The 22,738-nt window shown below is 63.2% G+C and carries 23 protein-coding genes, 1 tRNA gene and 1 pseudogene; 14 read left to right on the top strand and 11 right to left on the bottom strand.

Going from position 1 to position 22,738, the window contains the following annotated elements; translation table 11 throughout:
* Nucleotides 1–8 precede the first annotated feature (8 nt).
* From hutU to J7302_RS04665, 3 genes are all read right to left on the bottom strand, one after another.
* Entirely contained in the window at nucleotides 9–1,703 is a 1,695-nt protein-coding gene (gene hutU / locus J7302_RS04680) for a urocanate hydratase (RefSeq protein ID WP_394359074.1), read from the bottom strand.
* Between the two features lie 453 nt (nucleotides 1,704–2,156).
* Entirely contained in the window at nucleotides 2,157–2,909 is a 753-nt protein-coding gene (gene hutC / locus J7302_RS04675) for a histidine utilization repressor (RefSeq protein WP_215371182.1), read from the bottom strand.
* 562 nt (nucleotides 2,910–3,471) lie between these two features.
* On the bottom strand, nucleotides 3,472–4,065 hold the full coding sequence (locus J7302_RS04665; RefSeq protein WP_215372447.1) for an amino acid synthesis family protein: 594 nt from the start codon (nucleotides 4,063–4,065) through the stop codon (nucleotides 3,472–3,474).
* Nucleotides 4,066–4,554: 489 nt separating this feature from the next.
* Between J7302_RS04665 and mpl the strand changes: the two genes are divergently transcribed.
* From mpl to J7302_RS04650, 3 genes are read left to right on the top strand one after another with little or no spacing between them, the layout of a single operon-like run.
* Nucleotides 4,555–5,907 (top strand): UDP-N-acetylmuramate:L-alanyl-gamma-D-glutamyl-meso-diaminopimelate ligase, encoded by a 1,353-nt coding sequence (mpl, locus tag J7302_RS04660; protein WP_215371178.1) that lies wholly within the window; start codon nucleotides 4,555–4,557, stop codon nucleotides 5,905–5,907.
* 11 nt (nucleotides 5,908–5,918) lie between these two features.
* Nucleotides 5,919–6,548 carry a flavin prenyltransferase UbiX gene (ubiX, locus tag J7302_RS04655; RefSeq protein WP_215371175.1) on the top strand — a complete coding sequence of 210 codons (630 nt, stop codon included), beginning with the start codon at nucleotides 5,919–5,921 and terminating at the stop codon, nucleotides 6,546–6,548.
* Complete coding sequence (locus tag J7302_RS04650) at nucleotides 6,538–6,828, top strand: YceK/YidQ family lipoprotein (protein ID WP_394359073.1); 291 nt, start codon at nucleotides 6,538–6,540, stop codon at nucleotides 6,826–6,828. The genes ubiX and J7302_RS04650 overlap by 11 nt, the downstream gene beginning before the upstream one ends.
* A gap of 22 nt (nucleotides 6,829–6,850) precedes the next feature.
* Here J7302_RS04650 and J7302_RS04645 read toward each other — a convergent pair.
* Nucleotides 6,851–6,926 (bottom strand) — tRNA-Ala (locus J7302_RS04645).
* Between the two features lie 202 nt (nucleotides 6,927–7,128).
* Here J7302_RS04645 and J7302_RS04640 point away from each other — a divergent pair.
* Nucleotides 7,129–7,731 (top strand): lytic transglycosylase domain-containing protein, encoded by a 603-nt coding sequence (locus J7302_RS04640; RefSeq protein ID WP_215371169.1) that lies wholly within the window; start codon nucleotides 7,129–7,131, stop codon nucleotides 7,729–7,731.
* A gap of 176 nt (nucleotides 7,732–7,907) precedes the next feature.
* Here J7302_RS04640 and J7302_RS04635 read toward each other — a convergent pair whose 3' ends face one another.
* The 5 genes from J7302_RS04635 to J7302_RS04615 form a co-directional block, all read right to left on the bottom strand.
* The gene (locus tag J7302_RS04635; protein WP_215371164.1) at nucleotides 7,908–8,375 is read right to left on the bottom strand and encodes a YbaK/EbsC family protein; all 468 of its coding nucleotides are present in this window, start codon (nucleotides 8,373–8,375) and stop codon (nucleotides 7,908–7,910) included.
* A 61-nt stretch (nucleotides 8,376–8,436) separates the two neighbouring features.
* A complete protein-coding gene (locus tag J7302_RS04630) occupies nucleotides 8,437–9,303 on the bottom strand; it encodes an MBL fold metallo-hydrolase (protein ID WP_215371159.1) in 867 nt (288 codons plus the stop codon).
* A gap of 91 nt (nucleotides 9,304–9,394) precedes the next feature.
* Complete coding sequence (locus tag J7302_RS04625; protein ID WP_215371155.1) at nucleotides 9,395–10,036, bottom strand: oxidoreductase; 642 nt, start codon at nucleotides 10,034–10,036, stop codon at nucleotides 9,395–9,397.
* 28 nt (nucleotides 10,037–10,064) lie between these two features.
* Nucleotides 10,065–11,792 (bottom strand): C13 family peptidase, encoded by a 1,728-nt coding sequence (locus tag J7302_RS04620; protein WP_215371150.1) that lies wholly within the window; start codon nucleotides 11,790–11,792, stop codon nucleotides 10,065–10,067.
* Nucleotides 11,793–12,087: 295 nt separating this feature from the next.
* Nucleotides 12,088–12,543 carry a MaoC family dehydratase gene (locus J7302_RS04615; RefSeq protein ID WP_215371145.1) on the bottom strand — a complete coding sequence of 152 codons (456 nt, stop codon included), beginning with the start codon at nucleotides 12,541–12,543 and terminating at the stop codon, nucleotides 12,088–12,090.
* A 199-nt stretch (nucleotides 12,544–12,742) separates the two neighbouring features.
* Here J7302_RS04615 and J7302_RS04610 point away from each other — a divergent pair, with 199 nt between their 5' ends.
* From J7302_RS04610 to J7302_RS04600, 3 genes are read left to right on the top strand one after another with little or no spacing between them, the layout of a single operon-like run.
* Nucleotides 12,743–13,105, top strand: a complete 363-nt coding sequence (locus J7302_RS04610) for a CidA/LrgA family protein (RefSeq protein ID WP_215371139.1) — start codon at nucleotides 12,743–12,745, stop codon at nucleotides 13,103–13,105.
* A complete protein-coding gene (locus tag J7302_RS04605; protein WP_215371134.1) occupies nucleotides 13,102–13,818 on the top strand; it encodes an LrgB family protein in 717 nt (238 codons plus the stop codon). The genes J7302_RS04610 and J7302_RS04605 overlap by 4 nt, the downstream gene beginning before the upstream one ends.
* Before the next feature lie 9 nt (nucleotides 13,819–13,827).
* Nucleotides 13,828–14,418, top strand: a complete 591-nt coding sequence (locus tag J7302_RS04600; protein WP_215371129.1) for an LON peptidase substrate-binding domain-containing protein — start codon at nucleotides 13,828–13,830, stop codon at nucleotides 14,416–14,418.
* A gap of 89 nt (nucleotides 14,419–14,507) precedes the next feature.
* Here J7302_RS04600 and J7302_RS04595 read toward each other — a convergent pair whose 3' ends face one another.
* Both J7302_RS04595 and J7302_RS04590 read right to left on the bottom strand, forming a co-directional pair.
* Nucleotides 14,508–15,824, bottom strand: coding sequence for a bifunctional DedA family/phosphatase PAP2 family protein (locus tag J7302_RS04595; RefSeq protein ID WP_215371126.1), 1,317 nt, complete (start codon nucleotides 15,822–15,824; stop codon nucleotides 14,508–14,510).
* Nucleotides 15,821–16,531 (bottom strand): DNA-3-methyladenine glycosylase, encoded by a 711-nt coding sequence (locus J7302_RS04590; RefSeq protein WP_215371123.1) that lies wholly within the window; start codon nucleotides 16,529–16,531, stop codon nucleotides 15,821–15,823. The genes J7302_RS04595 and J7302_RS04590 overlap by 4 nt, the downstream gene beginning before the upstream one ends.
* A 116-nt stretch (nucleotides 16,532–16,647) precedes the next feature.
* Here J7302_RS04590 and J7302_RS04585 point away from each other — a divergent pair.
* The 7 genes and pseudogenes from J7302_RS04585 to rodA form a co-directional block, all read left to right on the top strand.
* Nucleotides 16,648–16,788 (top strand): annotated as a pseudogene (locus J7302_RS04585) (class I SAM-dependent methyltransferase); the annotation flags it as partial.
* 131 nt (nucleotides 16,789–16,919) lie between these two features.
* Complete coding sequence (locus tag J7302_RS04580; protein ID WP_215371120.1) at nucleotides 16,920–18,185, top strand: glutamate-5-semialdehyde dehydrogenase; 1,266 nt, start codon at nucleotides 16,920–16,922, stop codon at nucleotides 18,183–18,185.
* Nucleotides 18,185–18,829, top strand: a complete 645-nt coding sequence (gene nadD / locus J7302_RS04575; protein ID WP_215371117.1) for a nicotinate-nucleotide adenylyltransferase — start codon at nucleotides 18,185–18,187, stop codon at nucleotides 18,827–18,829. The genes J7302_RS04580 and nadD overlap by 1 nt, the downstream gene beginning before the upstream one ends.
* 19 nt (nucleotides 18,830–18,848) lie before the next feature.
* A complete protein-coding gene (gene rsfS, locus J7302_RS04570) occupies nucleotides 18,849–19,202 on the top strand; it encodes a ribosome silencing factor (RefSeq protein WP_215371114.1) in 354 nt (117 codons plus the stop codon).
* Nucleotides 19,203–19,214: 12 nt separating this feature from the next.
* Complete coding sequence (gene rlmH / locus J7302_RS04565; RefSeq protein WP_215371111.1) at nucleotides 19,215–19,682, top strand: 23S rRNA (pseudouridine(1915)-N(3))-methyltransferase RlmH; 468 nt, start codon at nucleotides 19,215–19,217, stop codon at nucleotides 19,680–19,682.
* 9 nt (nucleotides 19,683–19,691) lie between these two features.
* The gene (mrdA, locus tag J7302_RS04560; RefSeq protein WP_215371108.1) at nucleotides 19,692–21,590 is read left to right on the top strand and encodes a penicillin-binding protein 2; all 1,899 of its coding nucleotides are present in this window, start codon (nucleotides 19,692–19,694) and stop codon (nucleotides 21,588–21,590) included.
* Complete coding sequence (gene rodA / locus J7302_RS04555; protein ID WP_215371105.1) at nucleotides 21,587–22,732, top strand: rod shape-determining protein RodA; 1,146 nt, start codon at nucleotides 21,587–21,589, stop codon at nucleotides 22,730–22,732. Before mrdA ends, rodA begins: the two co-directional genes overlap by 4 nt.
* Nucleotides 22,733–22,738: the final 6 nt, after the last annotated feature.

Below are 22,738 nucleotides of genomic sequence, written 5' to 3'. Positions count from 1 at the left end.
GTCAGGTCTCAGCGTTTGCCAGTGATCATCGGCAGGTTCAGGCCTTGTTCCTTGGCGCAATCGATGGCGATCTGGTATCCGGCGTCGGCATGGCGCATCACGCCGGTGCCAGGGTCGTTGGTCAGCACGCGGGCGATTCGCTCAGCCGCTTCGTCGGTACCGTCACAAACGATCACCATGCCGGAGTGCTGGGAGAAGCCCATCCCCACGCCGCCGCCGTGGTGCAGCGAGACCCAGGTGGCGCCGCTGGCGGTGTTCAGCAGGGCGTTGAGCAGCGGCCAGTCGGAGACGGCATCGGAACCGTCCTGCATGGCTTCGGTCTCGCGGTTGGGGCTGGAGACCGAGCCGGAGTCCAGGTGGTCGCGACCGATCACGATGGGTGCGGACAGCTCGCCGCGGCGGACCATTTCGTTGAAGGCCAGGCCGAGCTTGGCGCGCTGGCCCAGGCCGACCCAGCAGATGCGTGCCGGCAGGCCCTGGAAGCTGATGCGCTCGCGCGCCATATCCAGCCAGTTGTGCAGGTGGGCGTCGTCCGGGATCAGTTCCTTGACCTTGGCGTCGGTCTTGTAGATGTCCTGCGGGTCGCCGGACAGCGCGGCCCAGCGGAACGGCCCGATGCCGCGGCAGAACAGCGGGCGGATGTAGGCTGGCACGAAGCCGGGGAAGTCGAAGGCATTGGCCACGCCTTCTTCCTTGGCCATCTGACGGATGTTGTTGCCGTAGTCGAAGGTCGGGATGCCTTGCTTCTGGAAGTCCAGCATGGCCTGCACGTGCACGGCCATGGACTGCTTGGCGGCCTTGACCACCGCCGCCGGCTCGGTCTGCGCGCGGTCGCGGTACTGTTCCCAGGTCCAGCCGGCCGGCAGGTAGCCGTTGAGCGGGTCGTGGGCGCTGGTCTGGTCGGTGACCATGTCCGGGCGGACGCCACGCTTGATCAGCTCCGGCAGGATTTCCGCGGCGTTGCCCAGCAGGGCGATGGAGATGGCCTTGCCTTCGGCGGTGTACTTCTCGATGCGCGCCAGGGCGTCGTCCAGGTCCTTGGCCTGCTCGTCGACGTAGCGGCTGCTCAGGCGGAAATCGATACGGCTCTGCTGGCATTCGATGTTCAGCGAGCAGGCGCCGGCCAGGGTCGCGGCCAGCGGCTGGGCGCCGCCCATACCGCCGAGGCCGGCGGTCAGCACCCACTTGCCCTTGAGGTTGCCGTCGTAGTGCTGGCGGCCGGCTTCGACGAAGGTTTCATAGGTGCCCTGGACGATGCCCTGGCTGCCGATGTAGATCCAGCTGCCGGCGGTCATTTGGCCGTACATGGCCAGGCCCTTGGCATCCAGTTCGTTGAAGTGTTCCCAGTTGGCCCAGTGCGGCACCAGGTTGGAGTTGGCGATCAGCACGCGCGGGGCGTTGGCGTGGGTCTTGAACACACCGACCGGCTTGCCGGACTGCACCAGCAGGGTCTCGTCCTCGTTCAGTTCTTTCAGGGTCTCGACGATCTTGTCGTAGCACTCCCAGTTGCGCGCGGCACGGCCGATGCCGCCGTAGACCACCAGTTCCTTCGGGTTTTCCGCGACCTCGGGGTCGAGGTTGTTCATCAACATGCGCAGCGGCGCTTCGGTCAGCCAGCTTTTGGCGTTCAGCTGGTTGCCACGCGGGGCGCGGATTTCGACATCACGGAAACGGGTTGGCTTGTTCAAGGTGGACTCCTTCATGCGATCACTGCGGCAAGGGCGTGGGCTCAAGCCGCTCACTGACTTACCGGAAGCTGGGGTTGTTGTTCCGGGAACTCATGTCGACAACGTCCGGTCGGGCTTCCAGTCAGCTCGCCTCGGTATGTCATGTCTTATACAGATAACCATATATCAACCTGTATAGACAAGTAGAGGCAAAAAAAGAGCCAATCCCTAAGCAATGCTCTGCGAAGAGTTCCGCTATGAGCGGTAAACCCACATAATTTCAAATGGTTGCGAATAGAAAGAGCAGGCGCCGGAGAGCGCGCCTTTCAAGGCAGGAAAGGACAACGAGGGAAATGGGGTCGAAAAAAAGTAACAGTCTTGCGCGTTGAGTAACGCGCCGGTAACAGCTTGGTGAGGACAAGCACGCTGTCTGACGGCGGCTACCGGCTCATGGTTCAGGTGCCCTCATCCAGGGGCGCCGACGGACTGTTACTGGCCGAAGCGGCCTTCAAGGCGATAGCGCGAACCTGGGTATACCAGCCGTGCGCTGCCGACTTGACCTTTAGCTGACCAGCTGCGTCGGCGAATCAGCAGGCACGGCTCATTGCGCTTGATCCGCAGCAGTTTGCATTCGGCGGGCGTGGCATGGATCGCCTCCACCACATGCTCGCCTTCGGTCAGCGGAGCAAGCTGGACCAGGTAGGCATAAGGGGTAATACGGGTGAAGTCCTGCTGCAGATACTGGGGCGCGATTGCGGCGTTGACGAACCGCTCCTCGATCTGCACGGGGATTTCATTCTCGTAGTGCACAACCAGCGAATGGAAGATCTGCTTGACGCCTTCCAGAGTGAACGGCATCGCCGGCTGCGAGTTTTCCGGCAAGGCTTCGAGCAGTATCACCTGGCAACGATGCGTGTGGCCTCGGGCGGCAATCTCTTCAGCGATGTTGTGGATTTCGAAAAGTGCTGCGTGGCCTTTCGGTTCTGCGACGAAGGTACCCACTCCTTGCAGGCGTACTAGCACGCCTTCGATGGTCAGCTCGCGCAGGGCCCGGTTGATGGTCATCCGACTCACCCCGAGCAGATTGAGCAACTCGCTCTCGGAAGGCAGCTTGGAATTGGGGCCCCAGACGCCGGTCCGGATCTGCTGCAGGATGATCTCTTTGACTCTTGCATACAGAGGGGACGGGCTTTCAAGGGCAAAGGCGGCCAGGGATGAGTGGTCGTCGGCAGAGTGGGACACAAGGATTCCTAACGAAGCTAGCAGGGTGAGACAGGCGCCAGTTTAACCCCCCCGATCAACACGCGCCTACCCATCCGCGTAGGGATCATCACCTGCGAACAGGAAGGTCTGGGCGAGGTAGTAGCGATCAGCGTCTGCACTGTGGAAGCCACGTGCGATTGTCCGAGGGCTGCACCATGTTGGTTGTCACCCATGAGATGGGATTTGCCCGGCACGTTTCCAATCGAGTGATCTTTATGCAGGACGGTCGCATCGATGCCCAAGGCACTCCCGCGGAGGTATTCGAAGGCTTGCCCACCGAGCGTTTTCGTCAATTCGCGTCTAGCCATCAGATGAGGAGCGCGAAATGAGCGGAATGTCCCCTTCATCTGGCATTTCCATTCAACCATGACTCGACGCAGGCACCTTGTTTGAATCGAGTGAGTCGCCCTGGCATCCCAATCAGTTGCGGACTGCACGGGAGGCAACACCGGCTGGTGTCGGCGCTGCAGAATGTCCGTGAATGGTAGTGACTCGACGCTCGAGGGGGAGAAAGTCATAACCTGGGTGTCGCCAGGCAGAACTACTTGTGTGCCTGCTCCGCCTGAATTTCTTGCAGGTCCAGGTAGCGGTTGCCGATGCGCGAATGCATGCGTCCTCCATTGGCCGCGCCGAGGACAGCGACAATCTCGTTCGCCCGGGGCGCATCTTCTATCTGCATTTCCAGGGTCAGGTAGTGCGAGCGAAGGCCTTCGTCATCCTTGTGCATCATTGGAATCTGGATCGACGTCCCAGCGCCGCCGCGCTTGTTGGTGAAAACCAGATAGCTTTTGGCATCGACAGCTTCACGATAGTGATTGCCGAAGCGTAGGGTATGGATCACCGCCGAGGCATGTTCGATTTCGCCCTCTTCGCCGACTACTGCGGCCTTTCCATAAGCCTCAATCCGGCCAGCACCACCGATGGCAGCGCAGAGACGCTCGACCATCAGGGCGCCAAGTTCGGAGCAGTGTGCCCTGACTTCAGGTTTGAGGTCCTCGACGAATCCTCTTCCATGCCATGGATTGCGGAGCACCACAGCCACGCCAGTCATGGTTACCGGCTTTGCAGCAGCCTTGCCACCTTCAATGAAGGTCTCTTCGATACAGGTGACGATTTTGCGAATTTCGAAGCTCATGGGATTCTCTAGATGAAGGTGTTTAGGGGTTCCGTAATACGGTATGCCATTCCATGTTGCCGCATAGCGGGTGCGCAAAAAATGATCAGATAGCATCGTTTTATGCGTATCAGCGGTCCTCGGATGCATCGCTTCGAACCACCCTCCAGAGCGAACGGAAAGTGGCATGAGGCAGTCATGGTTTCGTGGCCCTGAGTCATCTTGATCCTGGCGAGATTGACCTTGGGCGAACTCCCTGCGTCCTGATTGTCAAACCAGGTTCTCGCTCCACGGCTCCGATGCCGTGGCATTCGACTGTGGGGACGAAATCATTCGCCAAGGGACTCGCCGCGCCCCCCAAAAGGATGGCCCTTCGGCCCGGTTTTCGAATGAATTCGCACCCTCGGCAAGCAAACCCGGTTGCGTACGGGGCAATAGGGCCAGGCAGGCCGCTGTGCTAACCTGCGACAAGTTTTTTACGGGCCTGGTGGCCCGATTCAGAGGTCATTCATGCATATCCATATCCTCGGCATCTGCGGCACCTTCATGGGGTCGCTGGCGGTGCTGGCCAAAGAGCTTGGCCATCGCGTCACCGGTTCCGACGCCAACGTCTACCCGCCCATGAGCACCCAGCTGGAGGCTCAGGGCATCGAGTTGATGCAGGGCTATGATCCGGCACAGCTCACGCCGGCACCCGACCTGGTGGTGATCGGCAACGCCCTGTCTCGCGGCAACCCGGCGGTGGAATATGTGCTGAATAAAGGTCTGCCTTACGTTTCCGGCCCGCAATGGCTGGCCGACCACGTTTTGCAAGGCCGCTGGGTGCTGGCCGTTGCCGGCACCCACGGCAAGACCACTACCACGAGCATGCTGGCCTGGGTGCTGGAGCATGCGGGCATGAGCCCGGGCTTCCTCATTGGCGGTGTGCCACAGAACTTCGGGGTGTCGGCACGCCTGGGCGGCACGCCGTTCTTCGTAGTCGAGGCTGATGAATACGACAGCGCCTTCTTCGACAAGCGTTCGAAGTTCGTCCATTACCGCCCACGCACTGCGATCCTCAACAATCTCGAGTTCGACCACGCAGATATCTTCCCCGATCTCGCGGCCATCGAGCGGCAGTTCCACCATCTGGTGCGCACCATTCCGGGCCAAGGCCTGATCATCCATCCTACCTCCGAGACCGCTATTGCGCGGGTGCTGGAAATGGGCTGCTGGACCCCCGTGCAAACTACCGGCGAAGGCGGCCAGTGGCAGGCGCGCCTGCTTGCTGAAGACGGCTCGCGTTTCGAAGTGTCGTTCGAGGGCGCCTCGGCCGGGACAGTCGAGTGGGAGCTGACCGGCCAGCACAACGTCGCCAATGCCCTGGCGACCCTGGCCGCCGCTCGCCATGTGGGGGTGGTGCCGGAGCTGGGTGTCGCCGCCCTGAGCGCCTTCAAAAGCGTGAAGCGGCGCATGGAGAAGGTTGCCGAAGTGAAGGGCATAACCATCTACGACGACTTCGCTCATCACCCGACTGCCATCGCCACGACCCTTGACGGGCTGCGCAAGCGCGTAGGCGATGCGCCGGTTATCGCAGTGATCGAGCCGCGCTCCAACTCCATGAAACTTGGCGCCCACCGGGATGGCCTGCCGGAGTCGGTGAAGCTGGCCGATCAGGTGTTCTGGTATGCGCCTCCGAACCTCGGCTGGGACCTGGCCGCCACGGCAATGGCCTGCCCGGTGCCGTCGCAGGTCTGCACCTCGCTGGAAAGCATCATTAACGAAGTGAAGGTGCTGGCCCGCCCAGGGACCCAGGTGGTGATCATGAGCAACGGCGGCTTCGGCGGCCTGCACGGCAAACTGGCCAAGGCCCTGGAAGACTGAGGAGACGGCCGATGAGCGGACCCGCACGCGTCACCCTGGCGATGACCGGCGCCTCGGGCGCGCAATATGGCCTGCGCCTGCTGGACTGTCTGGTGCAGGAGGACCGCGAGGTGCACTTCATGATCTCCAAGGCCGCCCAGTTGGTGATGGCCACCGAGACAGATGTCACCCTGCCGGCCAAGCCCCAGGCGATGCAGGTATTCCTGAGCGAATACACGGGCGCCGCACCAGGGCAGATCCGCGTCTACGGCAAGGAGGACTGGATGGCCCCGGTTGCCTCCGGCTCCGGTGCGCCGGGTGCGATGGTCGTCGTGCCCTGTTCTACCGGGACTCTCTCGGCCATCGCGACCGGTGCCTGCAACAACCTGATCGAGCGTGCCGCCGACGTGGCGCTGAAGGAGCGCCGCCAGTTGATCCTGGTGCCGCGCGAGGCGCCGTACTCCAGCATCCATCTGGAGAACATGTTGAAGCTGTCGAACCTGGGGGCAGTGATCGTGCCGGCGTCGCCCGGTTTCTATCACCAGCCGCAGACCATCGATGACTTGGTGGACTTCGTGGTGGCGCGAATCCTCAACCTGCTGGACATCCCGCAGGACATGCTGCCGCGTTGGGGCGAGCACCATCTGGGCATTGATGAATAGGCCGCTGCTGGCCTTGCTGCTGGCGCTCGTCGTTCAGGGCTGCGCCAGCGTCACCACTTTGAATGCGGCTAAGCCGGGTGCACCGATTATCTATTCCGGCACCCGGCTGGATTGGTATTCGCTGAATGGCGGTTGCTGCCCGATGGACCGCTTCGGCGTCGAGCCCCCCCGCTATCCGGGTCTGGACCTGCCCGCCAGTGCGCTGCTGGATACCCTGCTGTTGCCGTTCGCCGTGGCGGCCGAGCTGGGCGTCAATCTGGGTGTTTCCGGCGGCTATTGAGCGCTGCTCGACAGCGTGAATCTGGTGGAGACGAGGAGGATCGAACTCCCGACCTCGGCGATGCGAACGCCGCGCTCTCCCAGCTGAGCTACGTCCCCTTGATCCAAGGCTAGCTTTGGTCAGTGCACTTCGCTGCTACTGGATGCTCGAGCATCCATTCAGCGGGCGTCTGGTGCCGTCCAGGCAGGACCCGGGCTTGCTGCCCGATCAAGGGCTGGCCGGTGATCCGGCATGTGCTTTGCTTATTGAGTTGCACCGAAGCATTCATGGGACTGCGGACCCGAAAGGGGAGGGTCGACCATGCAAACCTTCGCTACGAGGGCGTTGTGCCTGTTTGCCATGCTGGCACCACTGGCCACTCAGGCAGACATCTATCGCGTGGATACGGTGGGCGGCCGGGTCACGCTGACCACCATCCACCGATCTGGCCTGAACCCTGCGCGGGTCGCTCGCGAGCCCGCCAGGAAGGTCTCGCAGCCACGCGCGGCGGTATCGGGGCGGCGCTACAGGCTGATGGTGGCCCAGGCCGCCTTCGAGTACGGTCTGCCTGCGGACCTGCTGCATGCGGTGATCAAGACCGAATCCAACTACAATCCCTCAGCCGTCTCGCCGCGCGGTGCTGCCGGGTTGATGCAGTTGATGCCGGATACCGCGCGCAACATGGGTGTGAAAAATGTTTTCGACCCCGCGCAGAACATACGGGGCGGTGCACGCTACCTCAAACGCCTGATGAGACAGTTCAACAACGATCTGTCTCTTGCCCTGGCGGCTTACAACGCGGGGCCTGCGGCGGTTCACAGCGCTGGCCGTGCGATTCCGCCCTATCCGGAAACCCAGCGCTATGTGCCCAGCGTGCTGAAGCATTACGAGCGCTTGCAGGCCAGTGCCAAACGGGCCCGTTAGTGGGGAAATTCTCCAGGTTCGGGGGGCTGGCGCTGGGGGAAGCTGGGTGCTGGACCTTGCCGCGGTGCGTTTGTCCGGCGGGGGCAAAATCGTTGACCAAGCCTGGCGCCGCCCGGCCATCCTGCGGACTGCTCGTTGGCCTTGAGCTCTGAGTGCTGTGGCTTGTGTCGCCTACGTCAACCAGGCTCCTGACACACATCCACCCACTGCGCCTCGACCAGCTCGGCCATGTGCTGCGGTGTGATGCGCACAGCACTGTGGACGGCACCGGCAGCGGGCACCACCTCGTCAAAAGCCTGCAAGGATCGATCGCAATACACCGGCAGCGGCGTTGCCAGTCCGAAGGGGCATACCCCGCCAACCGGATGGCTGGTCAGCGCCTCCACCGTCTCGGCATCGAGCATCTTGGCCTTGCCGCCAAAGGCTTCCTTGAACTTGCGGTTGTCGATTCGCGCGTCGCCCCGGGCCACCACTAGTACCGCCTGTTCGCCGACGCGGAAGGCCAGCGTCTTGGCAATGCGACCGGGCTCGACACCATGCGCCTCGGCGGCGAGGGCCACGGTGGCGGTGCTGGTCTGCAGTTCGATGATGTCGATTTCCGGGGCCTTCCGGGCGAAGAAGGTGCGCACCGATTCGAGGCTCATGCTGTCGGTCTCCTTGGCAAAAGCGGAATCCTTGTTTACCCGGCACTGTGCGTCAAGCTGTTCAGCCGGTCAGCCCGCGCACGTCGGCAAAATTGTCGACCAGGCCATAGCGGCCCTTGGCATCGCGCACCACACGGCCCATGGCGATGGCCGGGTCGTGGGTGAAGACGAGTCGGCCGTTGCGTGCCAGCAGATCGGCGAGCAGGGCTTCCTTCTCTTCGATCAGGCCTTCGGGGAAGCGGTCGTAGCCCATGGTGATGGGCAAGTGCACCCAGGGTGAGCCGGGGATGAGGTCACCGCTGAACAGCACCGGGCCGTCGGGCATGTCGACCTCCGGAAGCAACTGGCCGGGGGTGTGGCCGTCGCTCCAGTGCAGGCGCCAGCCGTCACCAAGGCTTGGGCTGCTGGAGCCTTCATCCACCAGTTCGAGGCGACCGCTGGCTTCGAGCAGCTCCAGTAATTCCGGGATGTAGGAGGCACGATCACGCGCGTGAGGCTGGCAGGCGCGCTGCCATTGGCGACGGCCAGTGACGAAACAGGCGTTGGGGAACAGCAGGCGCGGCGGTTGGCCGGGCGCCCAGGGGGCGAGCAGGCCGCCTGCATGGTCGAAATGCAGGTGGGTGAGCAGCACGACGTCGATGTCGGCATCACTGAGGCCCAATTGCGCGAGGCTGTCGAGGAGCACATGGTGCTCCTCCTGGACACCGAAGCGTTGCTTCAGCTCCGGGGAGAAGAAGGCGCCGATACCAGTTTCCACAAGTATGTTTCGCCCGCCGTCCTGTACCAGCAGGGCACGGCAGCCGAGGTCGATGCGGTGTTCGGCGTCCGGCGCCATCCAGCGCTCCCAGAGGGCGCGGGGAGCATTGCCGAACATGGCGCCGCCGTCGAGTTTCTGGCTGTTGCCCAAGAGGGTGGTGAGGGTACGCATGGCAGAAGCTTCGCATCGACTGGAAGGTCGGTAAGGCTAACCGCTGAACTTCTGCCTGCCCAGCCCCGGGTGTCGCCGCGAAGCTGGGCGGTCAGCGACCGAGCCGGCGCAAGTCATCGGATTCGACGATGCGTACCCCGCTGTCCTCTTCCAGTGCCAGCCGCCAGAGCGCGCGGGCAAGGGTGCAGGCATAGATGCCGCGGTATTTGCCTGGTACCCAGCGCATCAGCGGCGCTGCCAGGCGTTCGCTGACGCGGAAATCACTGCGCGGGCCGAGCAGCAGCGAGGGGCGGGCAATGGTCAGTTGTGGCCAGTCCTGGGCCTTCAGCCCTTCTTCCATCTCGCCCTTGACCCGGTTGTAGAACACTTGGGACTTTGGGTTGGCGCCCAGGGCGCTGACCACGATGAAGTGCCGCGCACCCAGTTCGCGGGCGCGTTGGGCGACGGCCAGGACCAGGTCATGGTCGACGGCACGGAAGGCTTCCTGTGACCCAGCCTGGCGAATCGTGCTGCCGAGGCAGCAGAAGGCAGTGTCCAGTGGGCCGTGGAGTTGCGTGAGCAGCTCGGGGATCGGACCCACGGGATTGGTCAGGTGCGGGTGTTCGGCCAGCGGCCGACGCGTCGGCGCCACCACCCGCACTACCGTGGGTTCGCTGAGCAGGCGGTCGAGCAGGTGTTCGCCAGTGAGACCAGTGGCGCCGGCGAGCAGGATGTGCTGGGGCGTCAAATGCATGCTGTTTCTCCGCTGATACAATTCCAGCTTAGTGGCTGTGCTCGGTTTTGTCGGAATTCACGTTGCGTTGCGCAGTCAGTGCGGCCTTGGCCTGATGCTCGCGAAGCGTGCGCCAACGGGTGATCACGGACTTGGGCGCCCAGATCTGCGGCTCCGAGGCCTCGAAGTCATCGGCCTGCTCGCGCTCGGCCACTTTCGCTTTGGCGATGTCGAAGGCCCGTTCAAGGTCATCGGTTTCCTTGAAGGCTTCGGCGAACAGGGCGCGGCCGAAGTAGGTGAAGTCGTTCTCCTCGGAGCAGCCGAAGGAGACACGGTCGGCACGGGCGGCAGTCATTACCAGGGTGTTGTCATCCTTCACTGCGGGGATGAAGCCACCGGAGTAGCAGGCGGAAATCACCAGCACCTTGGTCCGCTCGCGCAGTGGCGCCAGCAGGTTGGCCAGCTCGTGGGCCGGCAGTGGGGCGAGCTCGAGGCCAGGCTGTTCCAGGGCCAGTTCATGTTGTGGCGAGCCATGGCTGGTGAGGTAGATGAACACCAGGTCTTCCGGCCCGCTGCGTTCGGCTATCGCCTGCACGGCGCGGGTCAGGCTCTCACGGGTGGCCAGGGGGCGGTCGGCCATGTGCTCGCGGTGGTTGACGAGGGTGATTTGGCCATGGGCGCCGAAACGCTCGGCAAGCAGCCGGGAAACGTAGTCCGCCTCGCGTAGGAACACGCTCTGGCGACCGTCGCCGGCCAGGCTCAGGGAATAGAGCTCGACCTCCGGAGTGGAGGCGGGCAGGCTGGCGATGGCCTGGTCGAGCAGCATGCCCTGGGTGAGGAGACCCACTTCCAGTGGAGTCGGCAGCGCCTTGCCCTGATCATCACGGATTCTCACGCCCTCGTGCCAGATGCCGGCTTCGCTGCGGCCGTCGGGCAGGGTCAGGTTGCCGCGGCCGGCGTACAGTCCGCCGCTGAAATGGCCTTGATAGTGGCTACCGTCAGCCTCTCGAAGCTGGCCTTTGCCCTGATAGCGCCAGTCCTTGAACTGGCCCTGGTAGTGGCTGCCGTCGGCCCCCAGGAACTCCCCTTCGCCGGCCAGCGCGCCCTGCCTGAACGTACCGCTCCAGACATCGCCTTCGGCGCTGGAGAAGCGTCCCTTGCCGTCGAACACGCTGTCCTTGAACCCGCCCACGTAGTGGGAGCCGTCTTCGCCCTGATAGCTGCCTGGGCCCTGCAGTTGACCTTTGCGGAACTGGCCGCTGAAGCGGTTGCCGGCGCTGTCGGTACGTACACCTTCGCCGTCCGGCTGGCCGGCTGCGAAGCCGCCCTGATAGAGGCTGCCGTCTGGCCATTCGAGCATGCCCAGCCCGTGGTACTTGTCGTTGCGGAACTCGCCGCGGTAGGTCATGCCGCCTTGGTGCAGCGTGCCCTCGCCATTGAACTGGTTACCCTTGAAGCGGCCTTTGTAGCTGGTGCCATCGCCATAGGTCAGCAGCCCGCGACCATGGAACAGTCCGGCCTTGAACTCACCGACATAGACCATGCCATTGGGGCCGTGCCACTCGCCCTGGCCTTCGGGTTGGCCATCCTTGAACTGGCCCTGGAACCAGGTGCCATTACTGTAGTCCAGGCGGCCAGGACCTTGCAGCAGACCGTCGACCAGCTCCCCGCGGTAGTGCGAGCCATCCGGCAGACGGGCATCCGGAGGGGTCAGGGGTTCCCCTTCGCCGCAAGCCGCCAGCAGCAGGGCGAGGGATAGGGGGAGCAGATGCTTCATTTAGGAGCCTTGTTGGAGAGTCTGGTATCAGTGTGGCGCAAAAAAGCGGGCGATTGCGGGGATTTTTGGAGGAGGGCCACGAGGCTGCGAGAAGTGCTATGGGGCGCACGAAACCGGTGGGAGCAATTTCATCTGCTTGGCGGGCGGCACGTTTGCCCGCCTTCATTCACCCTTGCGCCTCCCAAAAGGAGAGGGGTCAGCCTGAAGCTGGAACAGGGGGCGATGAGACAAGGGCGTCCCATCGTCAGGGAGCGTCTGGGCCGAGGGCAATCGCCATGCTCTCGGCCGCACGGCATCAGACAAAGCAGAGGCTGAGGGACTCTGCAATATAGGCAGGCTTCTGCTGCCCTTCGATCTCCAGGGTGGCGAGGGCCTTGATCAGCCATTGCCCCGGATTCTTTTCATTCACGTCGATCACTTTCAACGAGAGGCGGACCCGGGAGTCGACCTTCACCGGCTGGATGAATCGCACACTGTCCAGACCATAGTTCACAGCCATCTTCAGGCCTTCCGGCATGACCAGCAGGTTCTCGATCAGCATGGGGATAAGCGAGAGGCTGAGAAAGCCATGGGCGATGGTAGAGCCGAAAGGCGTTTGCTTGGCGCGTTCGGGGTCGACGTGGATGAACTGGTGGTCACCGGTGCATTCGGCGAACTGGTTGATGCGCTGCTGGTCGATGGTCACCCATTCGGAGTGGCCCAGGTCCTTGCCAATGTAGGTCTTCAATTCTGCGACAGGTACAAGCGGCATACATCATCCTCCATGGATGCGTTGTTTTAGTTCTTTTTGGGTGTAACGCGTGTAGGGAGCCTACATCATCACGGCTCATCAGGCTGGTCAAGCGGCCATGTCCCTTGCGAATGACGGGTTATAGCGCGGGGTTGCGCGCCTATAATGGCGCTGCCCCGGTCACGCCTGTCTCGGCCGGGCCTGACTCCTGGAGATTGTCATGCTGTTGCGCGGACTGACCTGGCTGGTGCTGTTCCAGCTGATCGGTAGCGGGCTCAATGCCCTGTTCCTGCACATGCTGCCGGGGCCGATCATCGGCCTGGTGCTGCTGTTCCTCTACCTGCTTGCGCGCGGTGAAGTCGGCGAACCGCTCAGTGTCGCCGCCAGCAGCCTGCTGCGCTACCTGCCCTTGCTGCTGGTGCCGCCAGCGGTAGGCGTGATGGCATATGCCGGAGCCATCTGGGCCGATTTCTGGGCGATCGTCGGTACCTTGGTGCTGTCGTTGCTGCTGGCCTTCATCTTTTGTGGTTGGTTGATGCAGAAACTCATCGACCGGCAGGCTCGGCGCAAGGAGGAGGCATGACATTCGATTGGCAAGCAGCCATCCAGGCGGTGGTGCAGCACCCGCTGTTTGGCTTCGGCATCACCCTTGGCGCCTACCAACTGGCGCTGGCGGCCTATGAGAAGACTCGCTGGGTGTTTCTGCAGCCGGTGCTGCTGTCGATGTTGCTGCTGATTGGTGTACTGCTGGCCTGCGGCATCAGCTACCAGGAATACCGCAAGAGCACCGAATTGCTGACCCTGTTCCTGGGGCCGGCCACGGTCGCCCTGGCTGTACCGCTTTATCTCAACCTGCGGAGAATTCGCCAGCTGTTCTGGCCGACACTCCTGACATTGGTGTTCGGCGGGCTGTTCGCTACGCTGTCGGTAGCACTGTTGGGCTGGTGGTTCGGCGCCGAACACATGGTACTGATGACGCTGCTGCCGAAATCGGTGACCTCGCCCATTGCCATGCTGGTGGCCGAACAACTGGGTGGTGTGGCCGCGCTGGCGGCGGTATTCGTGCTGATCACGGGCGTTTTCGGCGCCATCCTCGGGCCCGAGCTGTTGCGCCGCTTCGGCGTGCACCATCCCGCCGCGCAGGGCATGGCCCTAGGGCTCACCGCCCACGCGGTGGGCACCGCCCGGGCCTTGCAGGTCGGTGAGGAGTGTGGGGCGTTTGCAGCATTGGCCATGAGCTTGATGGGTGTGGCCACTGCGGTGTTGTTGCCACTCGCCGTGGCGCTGATTGCTTGAGGTTCGTGAATGAAGCTGCCGTTGTTTCCGCTCAATACCGTGCTCTTTCCGGGTTGCACTCTGGACCTGCAGATATTCGAGGCGCGCTACCTCGACATGATTGGGCGCTGCATGAAGCAGGGGGAGGGGTTTGGCGTGGTGGCCATCCTCGAAGGCCAGGAGGTGGGCGATGCGGCCAGCCGTTTCGCCGCCATCGGCTGTGAGGCGCTGATCCGTGACTGGCAGCAGCAGCCCAATGGCTTGTTGGGTATTCGCGTGGAGGGCGGCCGGCGCTTTCATGTCAATTCGGCCCAGGTGCTGCGTGATCAACTGACGCTGGCCGAGGTTGAGTGGTTGGAGGACAGCGGTGAGCAGTCGCTCTTGCCGGAGCATGCCGACCTTGCGGCGTTGCTCGATGTTCTGGCCGAGCATCCGATGGTGCAGAGCCTGGGTATGGGTGGGGTGGTGCAGGGGCAGCAGGCGCTGGCCAACCAGTTGGCCTACCTGCTGCCGTTCAGCCTCAAGGAGAAGCTGCAGTTGTTGGGGATGGGCGATCCGTTGCAGCGCCTGGCGTTTTTGCAGGGGATGCTCGATGAGCTGCAAGGGGAGTCGATTGCCTAGGGCTCCGCGGCTCCAGTCCCTCAGCTGACAGAGGGGCAGCGGACAGGCTTGCCTGTCCCGCACGGGCCCCATGTTCCGCAAAAAAACTCTCAGTAGCTATACCGCGCAATGGCCGTCGGCAACGCCCAGGTGGCAATGCCCCCAAACAATGCCAGGCATGCTGACAACACCAGCAGCCAGACTTGCGGCGCCATCGCCGAAAGTGGGGCTGCACGCTGCATCACCACCAGACAGGCGGCACAGATGCAGGCAGCCAGTAAGCTGCCAGCGAGAACGTCGCTCGGCCAATGCACTCCGAGGTACACCCGCGAGAGCGCAATCGCCAGCGCCGGCAGGCAGGCCAGCAACAGCCAGGTCAGCCGCAAGCGCCCTGGCTGGCCACGGCCAGCCAGGATGCCCAGCACCAGGAAGAAGGCGAAGGCCGCCGAACTGTGGCCGCTCGGAAAGCTGTAGCTGGTCAGCGGTTCCATGAGGATGTCCGGGCGGGCGCGGGCGAAAAAGTGCTTGAGCGCCGAGTTGGCCAAGCCGGTTGCGGCCAGCGTGGCAATCGCGAAACCGGCCGCGCGCCACTGGCGGGCAATCAGCAGGAGCGCGCCCAATGCGGCGCCGACCAGCAATTGGGTCTGGAAATCGCCGAGTCGGGTAATCAGCACCATGAAATGGTCGAGCTTGGCGGTTCGTTGATCCTGGACAAGGGCCATGAGTCCTTGGTCGAAGCCTTGCAGGTGTGGCCAACCGAGCAGCAGGGCGGCCAGTGCCGCGAGGCAGAGGCCAGCCGCCATCGGGTTGGCCCAGCGTCTCTCCAGCAGGGTGGCCTGGATGATCAGGCCAAGCACGATGGCCATTGCCGCCAGCACTACGGCGGCTTCGCCCCAGAAACCCTCGGGCAGCGGCAGCCGCAATGCTGCGCCAGTAGCCCAGCCCGGCAGCAGGTATGCCACGGCCCATCCGGCGGCAGCGAGCATACTCACAGCGATGAAGCGTGGCAGGGGCATGTCCAGCATCCCCGCCACCATGGGCAGCATCGGGCGAAGTGGGCCGATGTAGCGGCCCAGCAGGAGGCTGGCAACGCCATAGCGCTGGAAGTAGGTTTCGGCGCTGCCGATCCATTCCGGGTGGTCGCGCAGCAGTGGCAGGCCCCGGATGTTCTGATGGAAGCGCCGGCCGATGCCATAGGAAATCAGGTCACCCACCAGGCCGCCGGTGTAGGCCAGTAGCAGCGTCTCCCAGAGTTCCAGTGCACCGCTGCCGGCCATCACCCCGACGGCGAAGAGCAGGGCGACGCCAGGCACCACGATGCCGGCCACGGCCAGACATTCGATGCAAGCGATCAGGAAGATGGCCAAGCCGAGCCACTCCGGATTGGCGCCTAGCCAGGCGGTGACCTGGTCGTACCATTGGGTCATGGGGACATGTCCTCGATCAGATGAAAGTCGCGTCCTTCGACCTGGCCACGGCGCAGCGGGTTTCGCGTGCAGTGGCGAGCATAGTCGGCATCGACGAATCGGTAAGGCAGGTGCTCGTCGCGCCCATGGGGGATACCCAGGCGAGCGGTTTGGATGATCCGGGCAGGGCGTTCGCCGACATCTTCGACGAACAGCCGTTGCCAATCGAACCGCTGGCCATCCCAGTCTGGCACCTTCAGGGCCATGGCCTTGCAAAGCAGCGTCTGTCCGGCGCACAGGCGTTGGGGCGAGCGCGGCAGGCCGCGGGCATCTGGATTATTGCGCTGCATGGCGGCCAGGGCTTCGCCAGGGGCTACGTCATCTACCCATGGATGGGCGGATTTGATCAGTACGGCGTTGCCGGCGCCGTGGGCGCTGAAGTTCAGGGAGTCGCCACCGCGTGCGTAGTACATGTAGATGTGGCCGCCATCGAGGAACAATGCGCGCCGTTTATTGGTGTAGCCAAGGGAGGCGTGGCTGCCCTTGTCTACCAGGTAATAGGCTTCGGTTTCGATGATGCGTGCGCTTAGCCACCAGCCATCGACACGGTGGCGGATGACCTTGCCCAAAAGCTCGCGAGCGACCTGTTGCGCGTCACGGTCGAAGAAGGCATCCGGCAGCGGGCGGGCGCCGGGCCAAGGCAAACTTAGGATGGGATCGCGGGGCATGGGGCTGTCGCAGGGTTCCTGGTAGGCATAGGCTGGCGATTATACGGAAGCCATGCTGATCCGAAGCTGACGCCACGTTTCGGAAACATCAGGCAAAACAACAAGAGCCCGCTTCCATGTCCCGAACGGTCCGCGCCGACAGCGCTCACATCACGCCCAGTGCGCATTACACCGGCTACGTCTGGTATCGCCACCAACTGGCCGAGCGGCCCTTTGCCACGACGTTCGGCCGTTGGGTCCATGGCGTCCTGTCACCGTTCCGCCCGGCGCTCGCCGGCCAGGGGGGGGGGCGACGACGGCTCATCGACCATCTGCCCGACGCCGCTGGGCGTGGGGCGGCGCGACAGCTATAATCGGCCGCTTTCCTGTCTTTCAGAATCCCGAGACCATGACCGAGTCCGTTCTCGATTACATGACCCGCCTGGGCCGCGCTGCGCGCGCCGCCTCGCGCGTGGCCGCACGCGCCAGCACTGCCCAGAAGAATCGCGCCCTGCTGGCGGCCGCCGATGCCCTGGACAGCGCTCGTGCCGAGCTGACCTCCGCCAACGAGCAGGATCTGGCCAATGGCCGCACTAATGGCCTTGAGCCAGCCATGCTTGACCGCCTGGCCCTGACCCCTGCGCGCATCGACGACATGATCGAGGGTCTGCGCCAGGTCGCCAGCTTGCCGGATCCCATCGGTGAAATCCGCGACATGCGGTACCTGCCGTCCGGCATCCAGGTCGGCAAGATGCGCGTGCCGCTGGGCGTGATCGGGATCATCTACGAGTCGCGTCCCAATGTGACCATCGACGCGGCGAGCCTCTGTCTGAAGTCCGGCAACGCCACCATCCTGCGCGGTGGCTCCGAGGCTATTCACTCCAATCAGGCTATCGCCCGCTGCATCCAGAAGGGCTTGGCGGATGCCGGTCTGCCGGCGGAGCTGGTCCAGGTGGTGGAAACCACCGACCGTGCTGCGGTTGGTGCGCTGATCAGCATGCCGGAGTTCGTTGACGTGATCGTACCGCGTGGCGGCAAGGGCCTGATCGAGCGTATCAGCCGCGAGGCCAAGGTGCCGGTGATCAAGCACCTGGATGGCATCTGCCACGTCTACATCGACGTCGCCGCCGACCTCGACAAGGCCATCCGTGTTGCGGACAACGCCAAGACCCAGCGCTACGCCCCGTGCAACACCATGGAAACCCTGCTGGTGCACGCAGGTATTGCCGAGCGCGTACTGCCGCCGCTGGCCGCTATCTACCGTGACAAGAACGTGGAATTGCGTGGCTGCCCGCGCACCCGTGCGCTGCTGGGCAATGCGGTGCTGGAAGCCACCGAAGAAGATTGGCGCACCGAGTACAATGCGCCGATCCTGTCGATCAAGATCGTCGACAGTCTCGACGAGGCCATCTTGCACATCAATACCTACGGCTCGCAGCATACCGACGCGATCATCACTGAGAACTTCAGCGATGCGCGGCGATTCCTTACCGAAGTGGACTCCAGTTCCGTGATGGTGAACGCCTCGACCCGCTTCGCCGATGGTTTCGAGTACGGCCTGGGTGCGGAGATCGGCATCTCCACCGACAAGCTGCACGCCCGTGGACCGGTTGGCCTGGACGGGCTGACCAGCGAGAAGTACGTGGTCTTCGGCGACGGTCACGTACGCACCTGATGGGCAAGCGCATTGGCCTCTTCGGCGGCACATTCGATCCCGTGCACATAGGTCACCTGCGAGGTGCCCTTGAAGTGGCCGAGCAATTTGCCTTCGACGAGTTGCGCCTGGTGCCCAGCGCGCGGCCGCCACACCGAGATACACCGCAGGTCTCGGCAAAGGATCGCCTGGAAATGGTGCGACTGGCCGTTGAGGGTGTCCCGCCGTTGCTGGTCGACGACCGCGAGCTCAAGCGTGATCGCCCTTCCTGGACCATCGACACGCTGGAGTCCGTGCGTTCGGAACTGGCGGCCGATGACCAGCTCTTCCTGCTGGTGGGCTGGGACGCGTTCTGTGGCCTGCCGACCTGGCACCGCTGGAACGAGCTGCTGGAGTACTGCCACATCCTGGTCCTGCAGCGTCCGGATGCCGACAGTGAGGCCCCTGAAGCGCTGCGCGACCTCTTGGCTGCTCGCAGTGCGGCCGATCCGCAATCCATCCAGGGCGCATCCGGACAGATCGCCTTTGTCTGGCAGACACCGCTGGCGGTGTCCGCCACCCAGATTCGCCAATCTCTGGCGGAGGGACGCTCGGTGCGTTTCCTCGTGCCCGATTCCGTGTTGGCCTATATCCATGCGCACGGCCTTTACCGTGCGCCGAACTGATTCATGAGGTAGTGAACCGATGCAAAATGAAGAACTCGTCAAGGTCGCCATCGCGGCCCTGGAAGACCTGAAAGGGCAAGAAATCACCACCATCGACGTGCGTGGCAAGACCAGCATCACCGATTTCATGGTGATCGCCAGCGGTACTTCCAGTCGTCATGTGAAATCCCTGGCCGAAAGCGTGCTGGAAAAGGTCAAGGAGCAGGGCGTGCGTCCGCTGGGCAGCGAAGGTCTGGACGGCGGTGAGTGGGCACTGCTGGACCTGGGTGATGTCGTGGTTCACGTGATGCAGGTGGCCACTCGCCAGTTCTACGATCTGGAGCGCCTCTGGCAGGGCGCCGAGCAGAGCCGGGCCCATCACAGCCACGAATAAGCGGGGCTTCCCTTGCGTCTACGACTGATTGCCGTCGGCACGCGCATGCCGCGTTGGGTCGAAGAAGGCTGGCAAGAGTACGTCAAGCGCCTGCCGTCCGAACTGTCCCTTGAGCTGGTCGAAATTCCATTGGGTACCCGTGGCAAGAACGCCGACGTGGCCCGCCTGATTCGCCAGGAGGGCGAGGCGATGCTGTCCAAGGTGCAGCCGGGGGAACGCGTGGTGACCCTGGAGGTCGAAGGTCGACCCTGGAGCACTGAGCAGTTGGCGGCGGAGCTGGATCGCTGGCGCCTGGATGCGCGCACCGTCAACCTGATGGTCGGCGGCCCCGAGGGGCTGGCGCCGGAGGTTTGTGCGCGCAGCGAGCAGCGCTGGTCGCTGTCGCCGCTGACCTTGCCGCATCCGTTGGTGCGAATCCTCATTGGCGAGCAGATCTACCGTGCCTGGACCGTGTTGTCTGGCCACCCTTACCACAAGTAAGCAGTCCCCATGCCGCAACCGATCCGTCTGAAAGACCACGAAAAGGACGCCCGCCTGGTGCGTCAGCGTGTGATCGTGGGCGCGGTGGCGGTGTTGCTGTTGACGTGCGTCCTGATTGCTCGCATGTATTACCTGCAGGTGATTCAGTACGAGTACCACTCGACGCTATCAGAGAATAATCGCGTCCATGTACAGCCGATTCCGCCGACGCGCGGACTGATCTTCGACAGAAATGGAGTGATCGTCGCCGATAACCGGCCAAGCTTCAGTCTTAGTGTCACCCGGGAACGGTCTGGCGACTGGCAGAAGACGCTGGACGTGATCGTGGAAGTGCTGGAGCTGACGCCGGATGATCGCGCGCTCTTCGAGAAGCGCATGCGCCAAGGGCGCCGGCCGTTCGAGCCGGTGCCGATCCTCTTCGAGTTGTCGGAGGAGCAGATCGCCCGGGTTGCGGTGAACCAGTTCCGACTGCCGGGCGTCGAGGTGGTGGCGCAACTGGTGCGCCATTACCCGCAAGGCGAGCACTTCGCCCATTCAGTGGGCTATGTCGGACGGATCAACGAAAAAGAGTTGAAGCAGCTCGATCCGGTCAACTACAGCGGCACTCACCACATCGGCAAGACCGGGATCGAGCGCTTCTACGAAGATGTGCTGCACGGCGAGGTGGGCTACGAAGAGGTCGAGACCAATGCGCGTGGTCGCGTGCTGCGGGTACTCAAGCGCACTGACCCGAAGCCCGGCAAGGATCTGGTGCTGACCATGGACGTGCGCCTGCAGGAGGCCGCCGAACAGGCCTTGGGCGGGCGTCGTGGCGCCATCGTTGCCATCGAACCGGCTACCGGCGATGTACTGGCCATGGTCAGCCAGCCTAGCTTTGATCCGAACCCCTTTGTCACCGGCATCAGCTTCAAGGCCTATGCCGAGCTACGTGATTCCATCGATCGTCCGCTCTATAACCGCGTTCTGCGGGGGCTCTATCCGCCAGGCTCCACCATCAAACCTATGGTGGCGGTTGCCGGTCTGGATGCAGGTGTCGTCACTCCGTCCACGAGGGTGTTCGACCCAGGCTTCTACCAATTGCCCAACTACAAGCACAAATACCGGAACTGGAACCGTTCCGGGGACGGCTGGGTGAACATGGAGACGGCGATCATGCGTTCCAATGACACCTATTTCTACGATCTTGCCCACAAGATGGGCATTGATCGCCTGCATGATTACATGAGTCGCTTTGGCTTTGGCCAGAGGGTCGCCCTGGACATGTTCGAGGAGTCCAGTGGCTTGATGCCCTCCCGCGAGTGGAAGCGTGCGCGCTATCGTCAGGCCTGGTACCCCGGCGAGACGCTGATCCTCGGCATCGGCCAGGGCTACATGCAGTCCACACCGCTGCAACTGGCTCAGGCTGCTGCGCTGATGGCCAATCGTGGCAAGTGGATCCGTCCGCACCTGGCCAAGACCATCGAGGGCCAGCCGCCCGTGGACCCGAGTCCAATGCCCGACATCACCCTGCGTGATCCGAAATACTGGGATTACGGGCGCGTCGGCATGGAGCAGGTGGTGCATGGCGCGCGCGGCACGGCGCACAAGGTCGGCGCAACGTCGGTGTACCGCATCGCCGGCAAGAGTGGCACAGCCCAGGTGGTGGCGATCAAGCAGGGCGAGAAGTACGATCGCAACAAACTCCAGGAGCGACATCGCGACCATGCCTTGTTCGTGGCATTCGCGCCAGCCGAGGACCCGAAGATCGCCGTAGCTGTGATGGTCGAGAATGGCGAGTCCGGTTCGGGCGTTGCCGCGCCGGTGGTCAAGCAAGTGATGGACGCCTGGTTGCTGGGTGAGGATGGCCAGTTGAAACCCGAGTTCCGCCCGCCGCAGCCGTTGGCGGACCAGCAGAGCGTCAATCGATGAACAGCAATTTCGATCGCACCATTTCCCAGGAGGACGTTCTCAAACGGCGCGCCACCCTCCTGCAGCGCCTGCATATCGATGGCTGGCTGTTGTTGATCCTGCTGGTGCTTGCCTCTGGCAGCCTGTTCGTCCTGTACTCTGCCAGTGGCAAGCATTGGGACCTACTGGCCAAGCAGGCCAGTTCATTCGGCCTTGGCTTGGCCGCGATGATCGTGATCGCCCAGTTCGAACCACGCTTCATGGCGCGCTGGGTGCCGCTTGCCTACGCTGTGGGCGTCAGTCTGCTGCTGGTGGTCGAGATCATGGGCCATACGGCGATGGGAGCCACTCGCTGGATCAATATCCCCGGCGTGATCCGCTTCCAGCCGTCCGAGTTCATGAAGATCATCATGCCGGCGACCATCGCCTGGTACCTGTCCAGGCACAATCTGCCGCCCAAGCTAAAGCATATCGCGGTCAGCCTGGTGCTGATCCTCGTGCCCTTCGTCCTGATCCTCAAGCAGCCTGACCTGGGTACCGCCCTGCTGATCCTCGCCTCGGGGGCCTTCGTGTTGTTCATGGCCGGGTTGCAGTGGCGCTGGATCGCCGGCGCGGTGGCTGCCCTGGTGCCCGTGGCCGTGGGGATGTGGTACTTCGTCCTGCATGACTACCAGAAGCAGCGGGTGTTGACGTTCCTCGATCCGGAGAGTGACCCGCTGGGCACCGGCTGGAACATCATTCAGTCCAAGGCAGCGATCGGTTCCGGCGGCGTATTTGGCAAGGGTTGGCTGCTGGGCACCCAGTCGCATCTGGATTTTTTGCCCGAAAGCCACACGGACTTTATCATTGCCGTCCTCAGCGAAGAGTTCGGCTTGGTGGGCGTCTGCCTGCTGCTCCTGGTTTACCTGCTGCTTATCGGCCGTGGCCTGGTGATTACTGCCCAGGCCCAGACCCTGTTCGGCAAGCTGATGGCAGGAAGCCTGACCATGACCTTTTTCGTGTACGTGTTCGTCAATATCGGCATGGTCAGCGGCCTGCTGCCGGTGGTGGGGGTGCCCCTTCCCTTTATCAGTTACGGCGGAACTCACCTGGTGACGCTGCTGTCAGGGTTTGGGGTTTTGATGGCGATCCATACCCATCGCAAGTGGATCGCCCAGGTTTGATACGAG

The sequence above is a fragment of the Metapseudomonas boanensis genome (genome assembly GCF_018704125.1).
Taxonomy (GTDB): Bacteria; Pseudomonadota; Gammaproteobacteria; order Pseudomonadales; family Pseudomonadaceae; genus Metapseudomonas; species Metapseudomonas boanensis.
This window is presented reverse-complemented; position numbering and strand designations above follow the sequence as displayed.

Coding starts and splice junctions, on each gene's coding strand:
- rodA (WP_215371105.1), top strand. CDS start 21,587: ATGAACAGCAATTTCGATCGCACCATTTCCCAGGAGGACGTTCTCAAA.
- rsfS (WP_215371114.1), top strand. CDS start 18,849: ATGCAAAATGAAGAACTCGTCAAGGTCGCCATCGCGGCCCTGGAAGAC.
- J7302_RS04610 (WP_215371139.1), top strand. CDS start 12,743: ATGCTGTTGCGCGGACTGACCTGGCTGGTGCTGTTCCAGCTGATCGGT.
- J7302_RS04635 (WP_215371164.1), bottom strand. CDS start 8,375: ATGAGCCTCGAATCGGTGCGCACCTTCTTCGCCCGGAAGGCCCCGGAA.
- J7302_RS04615 (WP_215371145.1), bottom strand. CDS start 12,543: ATGCCGCTTGTACCTGTCGCAGAATTGAAGACCTACATTGGCAAGGAC.
- nadD (WP_215371117.1), top strand. CDS start 18,185: ATGGGCAAGCGCATTGGCCTCTTCGGCGGCACATTCGATCCCGTGCAC.
- J7302_RS04640 (WP_215371169.1), top strand. CDS start 7,129: ATGCAAACCTTCGCTACGAGGGCGTTGTGCCTGTTTGCCATGCTGGCA.
- J7302_RS04580 (WP_215371120.1), top strand. CDS start 16,920: ATGACCGAGTCCGTTCTCGATTACATGACCCGCCTGGGCCGCGCTGCG.
- ubiX (WP_215371175.1), top strand. CDS start 5,919: ATGAGCGGACCCGCACGCGTCACCCTGGCGATGACCGGCGCCTCGGGC.
- J7302_RS04620 (WP_215371150.1), bottom strand. CDS start 11,792: ATGAAGCATCTGCTCCCCCTATCCCTCGCCCTGCTGCTGGCGGCTTGC.
- J7302_RS04595 (WP_215371126.1), bottom strand. CDS start 15,824: ATGACCCAATGGTACGACCAGGTCACCGCCTGGCTAGGCGCCAATCCG.
- J7302_RS04600 (WP_215371129.1), top strand. CDS start 13,828: ATGAAGCTGCCGTTGTTTCCGCTCAATACCGTGCTCTTTCCGGGTTGC.
- J7302_RS04630 (WP_215371159.1), bottom strand. CDS start 9,303: ATGCGTACCCTCACCACCCTCTTGGGCAACAGCCAGAAACTCGACGGC.
- hutU (WP_394359074.1), bottom strand. CDS start 1,703: ATGAAGGAGTCCACCTTGAACAAGCCAACCCGTTTCCGTGATGTCGAA.
- J7302_RS04625 (WP_215371155.1), bottom strand. CDS start 10,036: ATGCATTTGACGCCCCAGCACATCCTGCTCGCCGGCGCCACTGGTCTC.
- mrdA (WP_215371108.1), top strand. CDS start 19,692: ATGCCGCAACCGATCCGTCTGAAAGACCACGAAAAGGACGCCCGCCTG.
- J7302_RS04605 (WP_215371134.1), top strand. CDS start 13,102: ATGACATTCGATTGGCAAGCAGCCATCCAGGCGGTGGTGCAGCACCCG.
- J7302_RS04665 (WP_215372447.1), bottom strand. CDS start 4,065: ATGAGCTTCGAAATTCGCAAAATCGTCACCTGTATCGAAGAGACCTTC.
- J7302_RS04590 (WP_215371123.1), bottom strand. CDS start 16,531: ATGCCCCGCGATCCCATCCTAAGTTTGCCTTGGCCCGGCGCCCGCCCG.
- mpl (WP_215371178.1), top strand. CDS start 4,555: ATGCATATCCATATCCTCGGCATCTGCGGCACCTTCATGGGGTCGCTG.